The organism is Quadrisphaera granulorum (assembly GCF_003149145.1).
Classification (GTDB): Bacteria; Actinomycetota; Actinomycetes; order Actinomycetales; family Quadrisphaeraceae; genus Quadrisphaera; species Quadrisphaera granulorum.
In genome coordinates this window covers 1-16,019 of record NZ_QGDQ01000047.1, presented here as the reverse complement: position 1 = coordinate 16,019, position 16,019 = coordinate 1, and the positions used below count along the sequence as shown (strand labels likewise).

Sequence of the window (16,019 nt, the reverse complement as noted above, 5' to 3'; positions counted from 1 at the left end):
CTCCTCCTGCTTGCTGCTGCCCTCGGGTAGGGCGCTGGTGGGGTTGGCGCGTACCCACAGCGCCATCTCCAGCGCGTCCAGCGGCAGGTCGGTGTGAACCGCCCCGCCTCTGGTGGAGGCACTGAAGCCCCGGAAGGGTGGAGCAGTGCCAGCACCGAAGAAGTACCCCGACGAGCTGCGTGAGCGAGCCATCCGCTTCGCCCGCGACCTCATGAACGGCCCTGACCAGCTCTCCGCCAACGCCGCCGCCCGCCGCGTCGGCGACCAGCTCGGCATCAACGCCGACTCCCTGCGAAACTGGATCAAGCAGCGGCGCATCGACGACGGTGAGCAACCAGGCCTGAGCAGCGATGACAAGGCCCGCATCATCGAGCTTGAGCGGGAGAACCGTGAGCTGCGCCGAGCCAACGCGATCTTGAAGAGCGCGTCGGCTTTCTTCGCGGCGGAGCTCGACCGCCCACAGCGGTGATGGTCGCCTTCATCGACGACCACCGCCAGGAGTTCGGAGTCGAGCCGATCTGCACCGTGCTGACCAAGGCCGGCGCCCAGATCGCCCCGAGCACCTACTACGCCGCCAAGACCAGGGCGCCTTCGGCGCGGGCGGTGCGCGATGAAGCCCTCAAGGTCGACATCGTGCGTCTGTACGAGGCCAACCTCGGGGTCTACGGGGCCCGCAAGATCTGGCGGGCGCTGCACCGTGAGGGGGTCGAGGTGGCCCGCTGCACGGTCGAACGCTTGATGGGCGACCTCGGCCTGGTCGGGGTGGTGCGCGGGCGGCGCACGCGCACCACGGTGCCGGCTGAGCACGCCAACCGTCCTGGTGACCTGGTCGAGCGCTGCTTCACCAGTGACGCACCAGACCGGCTGTGGGTGGCGGACCTGACCTACGTGCCGACCTGGTCGGGCTTCGTCTACGTCGCCTTCGTCATGGACGTCTTCTCCCGGCGGGTGGTGGGGTGGCGCTGCTCGACGTCCCTGCGCACCGACCTGGCCTTGGACGCCCTGGAGCAGGGTCTGTGGCAGCGCGCCCGCGACGCCCGTGACGTCACCGGTCTGGTGCACCACTCCGACCGAGGCGTCCAGTACGTGGCCATCCGCTACACCGAGCGCTTGGCCGAGGCCGGCGCAGTCGGCTCAGTGGGCAGCAAGGGCGACAGCTACGACAACGCCGCCGCGGAGTCCCTGAACGGGCTGTTCAAGTCTGAGCTGATCCGCCACCGCGGTCCCTGGCGCGGCCTGGACGACGTGGAGATGGCGACGTTGGAGTGGGTGGACTGGTACAACCACCGCCGCCTTCACAGCGCCTGCGGGTACCTCCCGCCGGCTGAGTTCGAGGAAGAGCACTACCGTCACATCGCCGGCCTCACCGAGGACATCCCGGCAGAACCAAGCCTCTACTGAAGGCGGGGCGGTTCACGCCGCGTCAAGCGCCTCAACCCCAAGAGTGTTCCCGCGGGTCAGGGTGAGCTGTTCTCCCTGTGGCGTCACCACGTCGTCTTCACCAACGACCAAGCAGCGATGCTGGATGTGGAAGCCGCTCACCGTGACCACGCGATCGTGGAGCAGGTCATCGCCGACCTCAAGGGCGGTCCGCTGGCGCACCTTCCCTCGGGGGACTTCCACGCCAACGGCGCGTGGGTGGTGTGCGCGGTGATGACGCACAACCTGCTGCGCGCCGCCGCTCACCTGGCCGGCGCAGCGCTGGCGCGGGCCAGGGCCAGCACGCTGCGGGCGCGGTTGGTCAACGTGCCCGCCCGGATCGTGCGTTCGGGGCGGCGGCTGCGGCTACGGCTGCCGGCGCGGTGGCGCTGGGCAGATCCGTTGAGCCGCTTCGCGGCCGGGGCGGGGTTGTCCGCCGCAGCCTGACCCGCGCCCCGCTACGGCCGTGGTGGGGCACCGACAAGCAGGAGATGAGTGGAAGGGCCGGGCAGACCGGCGACTACCTCCTGCCCGCCGCGACGACGGGCGCGATCAAACCTCCGAAACCAAGATCACGAATGCGGAAGGCTACGACGCGGTGGATTGAGGCTCAGCTTCACCGCCCTGCTGCGACAGGGTCAGCGGTGCAGGTCTTTCACCTCCACGAAATCAACAGCGCCCCACGGCGCAGGGGTCCGCGACGTGACATTCGACGAGAGCGCCAGCGAGGTGTCAGCTCAGGGCGTTTGCAAGGTCGCCTATAACGCTGCGTGACCTGCGGTGATGCAGCCAGGAACGGCGGCACACTCGCGGTCTCACGCTGCCAGCACGACCTCCAAGGAAGCCGCTGGTTGGTGGGCGTGCTCACGGCAGGCGGCAGCGATGTTCGTCTGCCCGGCCAGGCGGTGCAGGGTGATCGCCAGGTTGCGCAACGCGGCCATCACCTGCGGCCCCACACCGGTGCGAACACGACTAGCGTCCTCACAGAAAGTGACATCCCGGACGTAGTGGACACCGTTCTCCAGCGCCCAATGATCACGAATCCAGGTCGCCAACAGCGCCGGGTCGGCCTCATGGGCGCTCAGGGACGTCACGTAGTAGACGGTCTCCCGGCTGGTCTTGATCGGCTTACGGGCCGCGGTGGCCTCCCCATCCAGCGGTGCCCGCGTGCGGGTGATCGCGATCACCTGCGCGACGCCTCCCATCAGGTGCGCGATCCCGGCGGACTGGGCCTGGGTCAGGCTCAGCACGCGGATCGTGCGGGACTCCCGACGTCCGTGAGCGCGGGTGTACACCCGGGTGGAGGGCACCTGCTTCCAGGCCCGGGAGCGGGCGTAGTGCTCCAACGTGGGGTGATTCCCGCGCACCCGGAACAGGTAGTGCCCACCCTGTTCGGCCAGCCACGTCGCCAGCGGACGCTGGGTGTGCAGCGCATCCCCGGTGACCAACACCCCGGCGCCCCCCTCACCGCCGGAGAAGTCCAGGACCTCTGCCAGCTGGGACAACGCGGTACGGGCGGCGGCAATCTCATCCCCAGCGACGATCGCCGCTTGGGTGAGGATGGTGCGGGTGGCGTGCTCCATGATCGCGACCAGGGCGACCTGTTCCCCCGCAGCGTTGATCGTGCCGCGCAGCGTCTTGCCGTCGATGGAGATCACCAGGCGGAGTTCGGCGGCACGCCGACGAGCGGTGCCGGTGGCAGCGCGGGCAGCGTCCACGGCGGCCAGGGCTTGGCCGGTGGCCCAGCGGCACACGGCTGCTTCCAGCGCGGCCACGTCGAGCTTGCACAGGGCCAGGCGGATCGTCCACATCGAGGGTGCTCCCGATTTCAGCAGCGGCGCCCACCAGGTGCCGGCGGCACCGATGTGGAGGTGGTCGGCGCAGTGGCGCCACTGCTCGGCGATCGCGACGTAGGAGCGGGCTCCGCCCAGGACAGCCCAGATCGCCACCATCAGGATCGGTAACAGCGGGTGACGGCGACCTCGGGGTTTGCGGCCGTCGCCGACACCTGCGAGCTCGACGGCGAGCTGGCCGGGCTGGTCGCGCACCGCGGCCAGGACGGCGTCGCGGGCTGTGTCGGGCAGGTCGGTGAGTAGGTCCAAAGCAGGGCAGGATGCAGATGCGGGCACGGGCTACCTCGTGGGGAAGTCGAGGACGTCAGATACCCCCGATCCCATCAGGTGGGTTCGTGCCCGCCCCGCACGCCCCAGACGTTCCCGCAGGTCACAGCCTCACCGACCCGACCTCGCAAAGACCCTGGGTGTCAGCTGCGGACGGGGATTTGTTGTTACGCGCTGTCGACAGCGGTGAGGTCGGCCACCAGCAGGTGCACGTCGACGTCGGCGACCTGCTCCAAAGTGGGCAGGGAGTCCGGCGCGGGTAGAACGCTCAGCGCGGGCAGGACGGGAAAAGTCGAGAACCCTGAGAGGCCCGTAGATCACCACGGGGTCCCGTGTCCGCGCCAACCGGGGCTCCCCGCATCATCGCAGGTCAGGGCTGCTGAGCTACCGACCTTGCATTCGCCCTGTCCACACACCAACCCATGCTGACGCGGCGGCCGCTCCTGATGGTCACCGGCTAACACTCTCAGGTACGATCTACGGCGGCAGTATTAGGATCTCTTAATCCGCAAGCGCAACATAGGAATTTCAATCCAGCGATGACTGGCTGCAGCTAGGCCAATTGACAGGATCGTCATTATTGGAAGCCACACCAGGGAGCGCCCCGGCAATAGGTAGGCAAAATGCTGCAGGGGAAAGTGCCACAAATAAATCCCATAAGATATAGATCCGATGTACATAGCGGGGCGCCAGGTGAAGATTCGCGATACGAACCCGAACTCGTATGTGTCAGCCAGAAGACCCATTAGCAAGACGAACGCGCCTAAGGTCGCTACGGGTACGGGCCACCATGCATGGCGGAACGATCCAATAACTAGAGCTATTAAGAGAAGTACGAATCCTGCGCCCAATAAAAATTTGCGGCGATCCAATGCAAAACCTTGAACTGGCTTGGATTCGAGTGCAATCGCCAGGAGGGAGCCTGCAACTAGTCCCTGCATTCTCGAAAGGGGCGAGAACGCGAGCAGTCCCGCACTGAAATCAAGAGAGTAAAATCCGATGCTGATCCCAAATAGAGCCGCCAAAAGCCAAAGTGAGAGGCATCGACTCGCGCGAAGCCGCACGAGCAGAATTAAAAGAGCTGGCCAAAGCAAATAGAACTGCTCTTCCATAGACAAAGACCAAGCGTGACTCCAGAGCCCGCGATAAACACCGGTCAGGTACTGCACAATGTTTGTCACATAGGCCAAAGCAATGGCCGCATCCCAAAGCTGGCTGGATGCGGCCCTATCGCGCTCAAAAAAAAGTCCCACAGGAAGGCAGATCATAACAACCAGAATGAGGGCAGGATATAAACGCAGGCTACGGTTCCAGTAAAATGTTAACAATTTGAAGTTGCCAGTCAGAATTTGCCGTCTAATGATGCTCGTGATTAGATAGCCACTCAGGACAAAAAAGATATCAACGCCAATAAATCCACCGAATATGTGCGGATGTAAAGCATGATGGATCACTACAAGTGTTACAGCTAGGGCGCGAAGCCCGTCCAGTGAGTCGATACGCCGCGAGGACACCAAGAAGGCGCTAGGTGCCCCAGGAAGCGGCGATGTCAAGCCTGGTCGCGCAGCTGGATTTCTAGTCAAGATCTCACCCAGTTCCATCGGATTAGGCGGCAAGCAGCCATGCGCAGACTACCCACGAAGTGAAGTCGAGTCTCGGAATTTCGTGATCTTGTTCCCGGCGATGGTTAGATCGAAGCTAGTGTAGGAAATTCTCTCGCACTGCACTATTGAATTCCAGCATCAGCAAGCGATGCTCGTACTTCCGGAGTGATTTCGGTTGCGTAAGTCGCAGTGATGTGCACAAGATCAAACTTCACCAGGCTGGATCCCACAAAGGCAGGGCACCTCCCGAGTGCATCACAGAACCACGGTCGCGAGTCAACGTACGCCCCGCCCTCCTCGCTGGCGAGCTTCTTTTCAGCTTCGGCTCTCGAGGCCCAGGAGCTGGAGACGTGCGTCAAGCAGTCGGCCGGTCGACTCAAAAGCGTATAACACTTCTGAACATCCTTCCCCGAAGGAGGAGTGGCCAGATAGATAATCTTTCCCACGCTCTGTCGGAATGAATCGACGTAGCTAGCCAAGGCTCTTGTCCACTCGGCGTCTGACAAAATTTTGCCGTTCGCATCCATGCGAGGCTCGTAAGTGTTAGTGATAATTACGGCCTGAGGCTTGATTTCATTGATTAACGCAGCTGCATGTTCTCGGCGGCCGGGGCATGCTTGTGACGCTTCCGCATTTCGGACGTTCGGAATGTCGGCATCGACGAAAGTGCAGCCGAACATCGCCTCACTGATGAACTTCCACTGGCCGGCAGAACCCTCTGCCACCGAACGCAAGGCTGTTGTGTATGCCACGGCCGTGGAATCTCCAATTATGACGGCAGTCTTGGCTGCTCCGGCGTCACCCCAGGTGCAGCGGGTGGTCACCGGAATAGCCGGACTCGCACATGAAGCGATATCCTTGGATATATCATTCTTGCCCACTGCATCCGAAAGAGGAGGATTAGCGTCGGGCCAGCGATTCGCAGAAACGGCAGCCGCAATGGCCGCTTCCAGCGGGCTGGACGGTACATGCGAAGATGACCCATTGGGGCTCGCGGGACTGACTGGCGTAATTTCCTGAACTGCCGTGGCCGAGACGGACGCAGCTTCGGCAGATCGAAGATTGTGCGAGTGAACGAGCGAAGCACTTACTGCAGTAGCGGCAAGAAGCGCACACGAAGTAGCCACCCACTGATTGCGACGGATTCCGGCCTTGACCTTCCCTCGCGAATTCACTCTGCCCCGCGCAGCCGTCGCTCGACTCTGAGCACCCAGAAGCCAGGAGGACTTAAGGACCGGCCTTTCAATGAAGTGAAAGGACAGTAGCGATATTGCCACACCAAGGATAAGAACTATGATTCGATCCGAAAAGTTGGCGAGCGGGTAAAGGGCGCCAGCAAACACGTAGATAGGCCAGTGCCAAAGATAGAGTGAGTAGGACGCGTTCCCGAAGTATCGAAATACTGGATTCGCAAGAATAAGGGTGTTGGGGCTCCAGCGTGAGGCACGACTTCCACCGGCGATAACCAAAGAGGCCGAAACCACAGGAAGGGCGGCAGCCGCTCCGGGGAAGACGGTGGCCGCAGAGAATACGAGAGAAGACAGTAATATTCCCGCAAGTCCCGCCCATGAGGATGCCACCAAGACCGCCTTGGGGAGACGCTGGAGCCAACCCATGATTCCGGCTAGTGCGGCACCAAGACCCAATTCCCACGCTCGAGTGAAGGTGGAAAAGTAGGCTGTCGTGGGACTGTTTCCCGAAGACCAAATAGACCAAGCCAGGGAGGTGGCCACAAGGAATGTGGACAACATAAGCATCGCGGCCGGGAATGACCTTTTCCATCTCCGACAAAGCAAGAAGGTAATTAGCAGAAGTGCTGGCCAAGCCAAATAGAACTGTTCCTCTACGGCGAGTGACCAGAAGTGCTGCAATGGAGATGGGGGCTGCCCAGCAGCAAAGTAGTCGGTGCCTGAGGCGGCAAAATGTATGTTTGCAGCAAAGGCAAGGGCATAGGCTGAATCAATCAGAACTGCCTGACCGCGTTGACCGCCAATCACCAACGCGAAGGCGAAGGCCGTCACAAACAGGGTCGCCAGCGAGGCGGGTAGAATTCTGCGAGCCCGACGTACGTAGAAATTCTTGAATGAAATAGATCCCGTCGACGTCACCTCTCGTAGGAGCAGACCGCCAATAAGAAATCCGGATATCACAAAAAAGACATCCACGCCAATGAAGCCCCCGAAAGGCCAGTGAAACACGTGATCTGCAATCACTAGACCCACGGCGACGGCGCGCAAACCTTGAATATCGCCACGCCAGTGGGTGGGTAGCGGTGACTTCATCGACAGTGATTGCGACCTAAGAGGTTTTTCGGTCATTGCCCTGACAAGAGGCTTCTCAAGAAAAAGTATGGCCGCACAGCCCGCTGCACAAAACGCGAAGATCGTAGCCAGGATTCGCAAATCCATCATAAACCCGCCAATTTGATATGAGAGCGACGCTGGCTCGGCCCTGACTGTTGGAGTTTCGCCATCTTATGGGAAGCTCCCTACAAGCTTTCAAGCTGTGATCTTGACGCGGCTGCCGCGTCATGTCAACGGGCGTCGGCATAGCCGGATTGCTGGCTACAGCGTTCGGGCGAGTGCAAGGTCGATCGCCTGTCCGCCTGACCAGCCAGGGCGAGTGCAAGGCCGATCTCTCAGCAGCCTGACCTGCGGTGATGCGGGACGCGGGTTGGCGCCGACACGGACGTCTCGCAGCTGGGCGTCGCGCAGACCGCACCCGTCCTCAAGGGCAGGGCCCCGGCAAAGTCGCGAGTGCGTGGCGTGACTTGCGGTTCTGACCTGCGGTGATGTCGATGTGGGCGGGCACGAACCCCGGCAGATGATGTGGGTGTCGAATCCGTACCGCCCACCGAAAGCTCGTGCCCGCCTCGGCATCTTCGGCTGCCACGGCGCCGACCGACCAGCCAGCAACGTCCTCGTTGCCAGCTCGCCTTGCCGACGCCGTCACCACCGCGACCACTTCCGGCAACCGTGCCGCAGCACCACCAGCCATAGGCGCCGAGCTGCCCTTGCTGCTGGAAGCCCTCGCCGCGCGGCCCGACCCACGCCGCGCCCGAGGGGTCCGTCACCAGCTGCTGGTGGTGCTGCTGCTGGAGTGCTGCGCGGTGCTCGCTCAGCACTCCTCCTACGTCGCCATCGCAGAATGGGTCAGCCACAGCGGCCCCGCGGTCCTGGACGCCCTCGGCTGGAACGACGTCAGCACGAGACGTCGTCTGCCGTGCGAGTCCACGATCCGCAGGCTCCTGAACTGTCAGACCCCGGGTTCGATGGAGACTTCCATGACAGCCTCCGGCCATGCGCCGTCGGGTGAGGTCACGCGCCTGCCGCCAGGCGTCGTCGTAGGTCGTCACGCACAGCGGCGCCGGCGCGGCGGATCTGCCCGGCGTCGCCGCGCGTGAGCGCGAAGTCATCGACTACGACCGCCTCACCCACCAGCACCGTCCGGGCACGCATCGCCGAGCCGGAGAACACCAGGTGCTCCACCGCCGACTCCCCCGTGCCCGGCACGAACTGCGGCGCGTCAAAGACCGCCAGGTCCGCCACTGCGCCGGGGCGCAGCACCCCGAACCGCGGCCCCAGCCCGAGGGCCCGCGCGCCGTGGCGAGTCGCCATCCGCAGCGCCTCGGCCGCGCTGACAGCTGCTGCATCACCGTTGCGGCGATGCAGCAGCGCCGCCAACCGCAGCTCCGCCCGTAGATCGAGGGTGTTGTTGCACGCCGCCCCGTCCGCACCGAGGCCGATGTTGACCCCTCGGGTGCGCAGACGCGGCACGTCGGCGATCCCTGATCCCAACTTGAGGTTCGCGCTCGGGCAGTGGGCGATGCTCGCGCCCGAACTGGCGAGGAGGTCCACCTCGTCGTCGTCCAACCAGACCCCGTGAGCCAGCACCGTGCGCCGCGTCCGCGCGCCGAGTTGCTCCAAGAAGGCCACATCGCGGGCGCCGTTGCTCACGGCGACGCCCTCGGACTGGGCGCGGTTCTCGTTGATGTGCGTGTGCACCACGGTGTCCGCACGGATCGCCAGCTCCAGCGCGTCGGCCCACATCGGCATCGTCGCCGCACTCGGTGAGCGCGGGGAGACCGCCACCCGGATCCGACCGTCCGCCGCGCCGTGCCAGACCCGCATGAGCCGCAGCGGGTCAGCCCACGCCTGCGCGGTGGACTCCGCGAGCAGGCTGGTTCCCGGCTCACACCGATCCATGATCGCTTTGCTGATGGTGGCACGAGCCCCCAGGTCGGCGGCAGCGTAGAAGACCGCGTCGGTGTGGTAGGCGCTCTCCATGCTGAGGAACGTCGTGATGCCCGACAGCAGCATCTCGGCCACGCCCCAGCGCGCCGAGGCCGACATGCTCTCGGCGTCCAGCGCCTGCTCCAACGGCCAGACCCAGCGGTCCAGCCACCGCATGACGTCGAGGTCTTCGGCCAGACCGCTGAACGCCGTCTGGCACAGGTGCACATGGCTCTGCACGAAGCCGGGGCTGACGATCGCGCCCGTGCCGTCGATCTCACGCGCGACGGGCCGGGTGACACGAGGCCCCACCGAGACGATCGTGCCGGCCTCGACCAGCACGTCGCCCACCTGCTCACCGGCCCCCTCACCGGCTCCGGTGAGCAGCGTGGCGTTGCGGATGACCTGCACGCACGTCCCTGGGCAAAGCCCCCCGCCGCCACCACCTCGTTGATCGAAGTCCACGGATCGATCACGCCGAGACGACCGCCGAAGAGGGCCTCGATACGAGAGTGAAGCAAGCCCCTCCCGCCACATCCCAGCCCCCAGCAGCGGCCCTTGGGGGGCTCACCACTGCTGGGGGCTGGAGTGCTGGACGCCTCAGTACCTGAAGCTGAAGGAGCCCGGGCCGGTACCGGTCTCGCGCTTCTTCAGCTCGCCGTCCACACGGACCTCTGCTGTCCATGCGAGCGGTGATCCGCAGGCTGCGTACTGAACCACGTCGACCTTGTAGCTCCCCCTGGTCGGAGAGCTTTGGGTCGGCCAGTAGACGTTCTCCACACCGCCCGGCTCCGCGTCGCGACCACAGACGTTGACGTTGTCGTCGCGGTCGAGACGCCCACCGGTCGACGTAGGCCCGGGCGCCCGGTACCAGATCTCCGTGCTATTTGGTTCGGTCACATGGAGGTCTAGGTCGTCGTCGTTGTTCCAGAGAAGGGTGACCTGGATCTCCCCACTTCCGACGGTGAGGTCTTTGCCGTCGCAGTTCTGGTCGATGCCGTCGTTCGGGATGTCGACGGCACCAGGGTTGATCGCTGGGTCATCGGGCCGGCAATCGATCTGATCGTCGTAGCTGTCCCCGTCCCGATCTCCTCCGCACAACCTTGAGGTCGTCGAAGTCTCCGTGCCTCCGGACGCGACGCTCCAGCCGGAGTAGACCACGCAGGCCGGTAGCCCCACATCGCCAATCTGACTCTCAGCACCAGGGGTACCCGTCCTCGCGTGAGTAGCAGATTTTGTCGCGCTCGTGAGGACCCCGATGCAGTACTTCTTCAGGAAAGTAACCGTGGACCGGCAGTTGCCGAAGTCCCGGTCGAGCGACTGCGAAGCCAAGTTAAATTCGCGGTCAGCGCTGTCATTGCGATCCGACTCCTGGCGGACTACGAGGACGGGAAGCTGCCCGGCAGGCAGGCTGTCAAGCAGCTTCTCGGGATAGGCCATGCCGAAGGTCACCTCGTTCACGGAACACGCGTCCGTCAGGGTGACGTCGTCGTTGTAGAGGCCCGCTTCCCCCGGAGCGTTGGACTGGGTGAACTTGGCCGTCTCAGCGCGGACATAGAAGTTGCCCTCGCTGAACGGGTTGCAGTACGGCCGTGTGCCGACACGACCGGGCGACTTGACCGTGAGGTTCTGCTCGTAGGCGTCGGAGTTGGAGGCGAAGAGCTGCAACGACTCCCGCGTCCACACGAGGGTGTGCTGGACTTCCGCCTTGGGCTCGAGGATCCGCTGCGGCACGGGCGCGCAGAGGGAACGGTTAAAGACACGCTGGCAATCGACGCCGACCGAGAGGCGGGAGCGGGAGTAGGTGTCGACGTTAAAGCGCCCGTACTTGGGCCAGTAGCCCACCGTTGCGGCGCTCGCCTGGGACGCCCGAGCGGCAGAGGGTGGGGCCGTGCGGCCGGTCTTCGTCGGTGCGGGTGACGGTGCTGCAGAGGATGCGCTGGTCGCAGCGCTGCTGCGGGACGAGGTCTGTGCTGACGCTGTGGCGCCGCTGGGCAGTCCCTCGGCGCGAGTGCCGTCGATCCGGCCGAGCTGTCCGAGCGCTCCCAGTCCCGGCTGGGTCAGCACCGACTGCACCACCACCTGGGAGATCAGGGGCGTTCCGGTGATCGCATGCCCTGCGTAGTAGCTGGTGACGTCGGCGACCTGGTCGTCGATCGGTGTGCTGCCGGGCTCGTAGAGCAGGCTCTGGTCGGGGAAGACGTACGGCGTGATGCCGTCAGCTGCCAGCTGACGCGCCACCTGGGGGTCGAGCTGCGGAGCCGGCGTGGGCAGCTTGTCGGCCCGGTACTCGAGAGGAGTCAGCCCCGCTTGCTTCAGAGCGTCCACTACGGACTGCACGGGCGTCGGCTTCGTGAGAGTCACAGCGGTCGCGGCGGGGCGTCCGCGGCTGGGTTCGGGTAGCTGAACCGCTTTCGAATCGGAGGCCGTCTGAGTCCCGTCGATGTCCGTCGCGACGGCGTAGACGTAGCGATCAGCGCCTGGCGAGACAGCCGAAACGGGAACGACCACTCGCGCCGTTGCGGCTGCGCCCGACGCTGAGGCGTAGCCGACCAAGGCGTCGTCGACGTAGATCTCGATGAGCTTCAAGCCGCGGGTGGACTTAGCAGACCAGGTGACGTCGTAGCCGGTTCCGTCGGTCCGGGGATTCGGCGTGGAGATCGTGGCGGTCAACGTTCCCGGCTGGAACACACCCTCACAGGTGAACTGCTTCTCGGCGAGGCAGGCGTCCCGCCCCTCACCTCCTGCGCCAATGTCGTTTCCGGAAGCCCCATCAACACGGTCTGCGCCCAATCCTCCGGAGACCACGTCGTCTCCGTAGCCCCCACTGATTCCGTCGTCACCGGCTTCACCCCAGAGAACATCCCTGTCAGGACCTCCAGCGACGGTGTCGTTGCCGAGACCCCCGGTGAGCAAGTCCGAGCCAAAGCTGCCGGAGATGAGGTCAGCACCAGCGCCTCCCAGGACGACGTCGACGTCCTTGCCTCCGAGGAGGGTGTCGTCACCGTTGCCCCCGAGCAGGAGGTCCCTGCCGGCGCCACCAAGCAGCGTGTCGTTGCCGTCGCCGCCCAGGATGATGTCGTCGCCGCCCTGGCCGTCGATGACATCGTCACCGCCGCGACCATCGATGACGTCGCGCCCTGGAGTCCCGACGAGTCGGTCGTTGCCGGCCCCGCCCACGATGGTGGGTTGGACTGACACCTGGCCAAGTGACGGAGGCGCAGCGTCGGTCGGAACTCCGTTCGCGTCGAGACCTTGAGCCGTGGCGTCTGGAGACGCGCTCGCGGTCCCAGATCCAGCCGTCGCGGCTGTCGCTGGCGCCCCCGGCACCAACAAGACGGCTGTGACCACCACCGTCATGAACTTCGCGAGCGATCTCGCCATGTTTCCGCACCCTTCCTCGGGTCAGTACCACGAACCGCTTCGTCGGCATCCGACCAGCGGATGATCATTGAGTCCGTGATCGCTCTTGGACCGCGCCGAAGGACCCTCGGCCGCCATGAGGCAAACCGGCACCCTCGCCGCGGCCAGACGCCGCCGGACTGATTCAGGTCACGCGCAGTTCCTTCTCACGCGGACGACCCAGCGGAGTTCTAGGGGATTTGGAGCGTTCTTGGAGCGTGCGATCAGCTAGCGCCCCAGTAGGGGGTACCGCAGGAAGCCCACCGCAGCTTGGCCAAACTCCCCGGCGACAGCGACGAGTGGGCCGCCCGGGCCGGAATCCGATGGTCACGCCCCCTTGGAGCCGTCCCCCGCAGAGGGTGATTGACGATCGTCACCGTGCTCCGCCAGTCTCACCGCGAGACCCCGGCACCAGCCGGTGCGGTCAGACGCTCGCGGTGAGCCACTCCACGCTGAACCGTCGCACGCCCGCCGCGTCTTTCTCCTCGCCTGCTCGCCGCGGGCACTTTCTCCGAGGACACCCATGCGCCACTGGTTCCGCGCTGCCCTGGCCACCTCGCTGGCCACCGCCACTGCCGTCGTCGGGATCGCGGTGGTGCCCGCGTCCGCTGCCACGAGCGCCCCCACGCCGTCGTCGTCCGGCACCCTGCATCCCTTGGGTGCGCTGGTATCGGGCACAACGCAGGCCCCGATCCTTCCGACCAACTCCCGCATGGCCCTGCCCGAGAGCGTGGACCTGACGCCGTGGGCCGTGCCCGTCGGAGACCAGGGCTCGGTCGGCTCATGTGTCGCGTGGGCCATCGGCTACGGCCTGCAGGGGTGGGAGGCCAACCGCGCCGGCCGCGAGGCCAGCATCTTCGCCCCGATGTACATGTACTCGCAGATCCACGTCGGCAACGGCGACAACGGCGCGTACCCCCGCGACGGAGCGCAGCTTCTGGTGGCCCAGGGCATCGACACCCAGGCCCACTACACGCACGGCAACTACGACTGGCAGACGACGCCCACCACCGCGGAGCGGACCAACGCCGAGCTCTTCCAGGCGACCAGCTGGACCAACCTCTACGACGGCGTTCCCGGCGACGGCGCCATCACCAGCATCAAGTCGGTGCTGGCCTCACAGCACCCCGTCGCGCTGCTCTTCCCCATCTACCCCGCGTTCGACGCCCTGTCGGTCAGCGACAACCACCTGTCGGCGTCGGAGATCCCGGGCACACGCAGCCGCGGCAACCACGACGTGCAGGTGCTCGGGTACGACTCCACCGGCGTGCTCATCCAGAACAGCTGGGGCACGAACTGGGGCAACCAGGGCCGGGCGTGGCTCGACTGGGACTTCGTCACCCAGTACAGCCTCGGCGCGGTGACGCTCGGCAGCATCGAGCCGCCAGTGACGCAGACGGCGCCCAGCGCCCCCCAGTCCGTGACAGCCACCCGCCCGAGTGCGAGCACCGCCACCCTCACCTGGAAGGCACCCCCAAGCAACGGCGGATCCACCATCACCGGCTACACGGTGAGCCGAGACGGCAAGGACGCCTCCGGCCGCGGCGCGTGGTCGACCACCGTCTCGGCGACGACGACGTCGTTCACCTTCTCCAACCTCGTCGCCACCTCCGGCTACACCCTCTCCGTGCGCGCCATCAACGCGATCGGCACGGGGGCGGCCGCGTCCGCAACGGTGGCGGCGGCGCCCAGCACCCCGTCTGCCGCGACGTCGGTGACCGGCTCCGCCACGACCACCGCGGCAACGCTCACCTGGGCCGCGCCCGCCAGCAACGGCGGATCAGCCATCACGGGCTACCGGGTGGCCCGCGACGGCACCAGCTCCACCGGCGCCGGCGCATGGTCAACGACGAAGAGCGCGACCAGCACCAGCCAGACCTTCACGAGCCTGCTGCAGGCGACCACGTACAACCTGTCCGTCGCCGCGGTGAACGCCAACGGCGCGGGACCGACCACCACTGTCACCGTCACCACCGGGGGCACGAGCGTCCCGCAGTCGGTGAAGGCGACTGTCTCCGGCACCACGGCGACGCTGACCTGGACTCCCCCGGCGATCACCGGTTCGACGGTGACCGGCTACTCGGTCGGACGGAACGGATTCGACAGCAAGGGCAACGGCCCCTGGTCCACCACGAAGTCGTCGACGTCGAGGTCGCAGACGTTCACCAACCTCAGGCCCGGCGGCACGTACGTGCTCTCGGTGGCCGCCGTCACCGGCCAGGGCAAGGGGAACGTCGCCACCGTGACGGTCACCATCCCGTCATGACGCGGAGGTGACCCGCTCGTGGCGGAGCGGGTCACCTCACGCCATGCTTCGCAGGCCGATGCCTGAGGACGCGTTACGGGTGACTCCCTACGTGATCAGGAACTTCACGAACGTCTCTCTCCGCAAGCGGAGCGCCTCGCAGGCGTCCGCTCCCGCATGCAGAAGTGGTCGCTTCGCCGTTCCGGGTCGCGCTTGGCCGAGTTCTGCATGCCCGACGGGACGGCCTCGCACCGGCCGACCGGGGCCGCGAGGATCCCCACACCCGCCGCTGACCCCTGTGCGGCAGGCTGGCACCGTGCCCGGACAGCGACGCCACCCCAAGCCCCCGAACCGCGGCGGGTCGCCCCCGTGCGGCCCTCCTCACGCACGACGCCAATAGAGAAGTTCGAGTCCCTGCGCCCCAAAGCCGAGGCCTGGCTCATCGCCACCGTGCCCGGCATCCCCCCAGCCAGCCCGTGACGCCGTCTCCGACATGGCACTCACCGTGCGCCTGGCACAGGGCGTGGCGGGCCTGACCCACCTCGGCGCCTGGACGGGCGACCACATCGCACGTGTCTTCGTCGCAGCGGCAGCCGCGGAAGTGGGACTGGCAGACATCACCGCGACCACCGTGCTCGGTGACCGGGCCGTCGGCTTCCTCCAGCGAGTCGCCGGGGCGCTACCGCCGCTCACGGCGTTCCTGGTCAGCACCGGCCGGTGGACCGGAACCATGGACGACCTCGCCGACGTGCGCGCCGTTCTCGACGAGGTCTCCCCCTCTGCGGTGCAGGCCCGGGCCCTCGTCGAGGTGCTCGACCGCCCCGAGGACCCCGAAGCCGAAGCGGCCGCGATCGCCGCGCTGCCGCTGACGCAGCACCTGGTGTCGCTCCTGCGCTGGACCTCCCGTTACCTTCTTGATCACCCCAGCGATGGGGTGGCAGGCCACCGCCGCCGGTATGACTGAGTCCCCCTGTGCACCGATGATCTGGGGGGTGTT

The 16,019-nt window shown here is 65.7% G+C and carries 9 protein-coding genes, 1 pseudogene and 1 other annotated feature; of the genes and pseudogenes, 5 read left to right on the top strand and 5 right to left on the bottom strand.

The window, feature by feature from the left end; all coding sequences use genetic code 11:
* Nucleotides 1–145 precede the first annotated feature (145 nt).
* Nucleotides 146–1,401 (top strand): IS3 family transposase gene (locus BXY45_RS21925; RefSeq protein ID WP_245961971.1). Its coding sequence is split into 2 segments (ribosomal slippage): nt 146–431 and nt 431–1,401, totalling 1,257 coding nucleotides; the frame shifts between segments, so codons are not numbered across the junction.
* Nucleotides 430–558, top strand: a sequence feature (AL1L pseudoknot). Its footprint overlaps the gene before it by 129 nt.
* A gap of 54 nt (nt 1,402–1,455) precedes the next feature.
* Nucleotides 1,456–1,866: pseudogene (locus tag BXY45_RS21920) on the top strand (transposase); the annotation flags it as partial.
* Nucleotides 1,867–2,234: 368 nt separating this feature from the next.
* Here BXY45_RS21920 and BXY45_RS21915 read toward each other — a convergent pair.
* The 3 genes from BXY45_RS21915 to BXY45_RS21905 all read right to left on the bottom strand — a co-directional run bounded on the left by BXY45_RS21915 (nt 2,235) and on the right by BXY45_RS21905 (nt 7,425).
* Complete coding sequence (locus BXY45_RS21915; protein WP_170131682.1) at nt 2,235–3,521, bottom strand: ISAs1 family transposase; 1,287 nt, start codon at nt 3,519–3,521, stop codon at nt 2,235–2,237.
* A gap of 509 nt (nt 3,522–4,030) precedes the next feature.
* Nucleotides 4,031–5,053, bottom strand: a complete 1,023-nt coding sequence (locus tag BXY45_RS21910; protein WP_170131681.1) for an acyltransferase family protein — start codon at nt 5,051–5,053, stop codon at nt 4,031–4,033.
* Between the two features lie 212 nt (nt 5,054–5,265).
* On the bottom strand, nt 5,266–7,425 hold the full coding sequence (locus tag BXY45_RS21905; RefSeq protein ID WP_170131680.1) for an acyltransferase family protein: 2,160 nt from the start codon (nt 7,423–7,425) through the stop codon (nt 5,266–5,268).
* Nucleotides 7,426–8,006: 581 nt separating this feature from the next.
* Here BXY45_RS21905 and BXY45_RS24895 point away from each other — a divergent pair.
* Nucleotides 8,007–8,546 carry a transposase family protein gene (locus BXY45_RS24895; protein WP_170131679.1) on the top strand — a complete coding sequence of 180 codons (540 nt, stop codon included), beginning with the start codon at nt 8,007–8,009 and terminating at the stop codon, nt 8,544–8,546.
* Here the strand turns inward: BXY45_RS24895 and BXY45_RS21895 are convergent.
* Complete coding sequence (locus BXY45_RS21895; RefSeq protein WP_170131678.1) at nt 8,461–9,786, bottom strand: amidohydrolase family protein; 1,326 nt, start codon at nt 9,784–9,786, stop codon at nt 8,461–8,463. The two genes, BXY45_RS24895 and BXY45_RS21895, sit on opposite strands and share 86 nt — an antisense overlap.
* Before the next feature lie 189 nt (nt 9,787–9,975).
* Nucleotides 9,976–12,759 carry a DUF2135 domain-containing protein gene (locus BXY45_RS21890; protein ID WP_109776659.1) on the bottom strand — a complete coding sequence of 928 codons (2,784 nt, stop codon included), beginning with the start codon at nt 12,757–12,759 and terminating at the stop codon, nt 9,976–9,978.
* Between the two features lie 541 nt (nt 12,760–13,300).
* Here BXY45_RS21890 and BXY45_RS21885 point away from each other — a divergent pair.
* Nucleotides 13,301–15,043 (top strand): fibronectin type III domain-containing protein, encoded by a 1,743-nt coding sequence (locus BXY45_RS21885; protein WP_109776658.1) that lies wholly within the window; start codon nt 13,301–13,303, stop codon nt 15,041–15,043.
* Between the two features lie 472 nt (nt 15,044–15,515).
* Nucleotides 15,516–15,986, top strand: a complete 471-nt coding sequence (locus BXY45_RS21880) for a hypothetical protein (protein WP_109776657.1) — start codon at nt 15,516–15,518, stop codon at nt 15,984–15,986.
* Nucleotides 15,987–16,019: the final 33 nt, after the last annotated feature.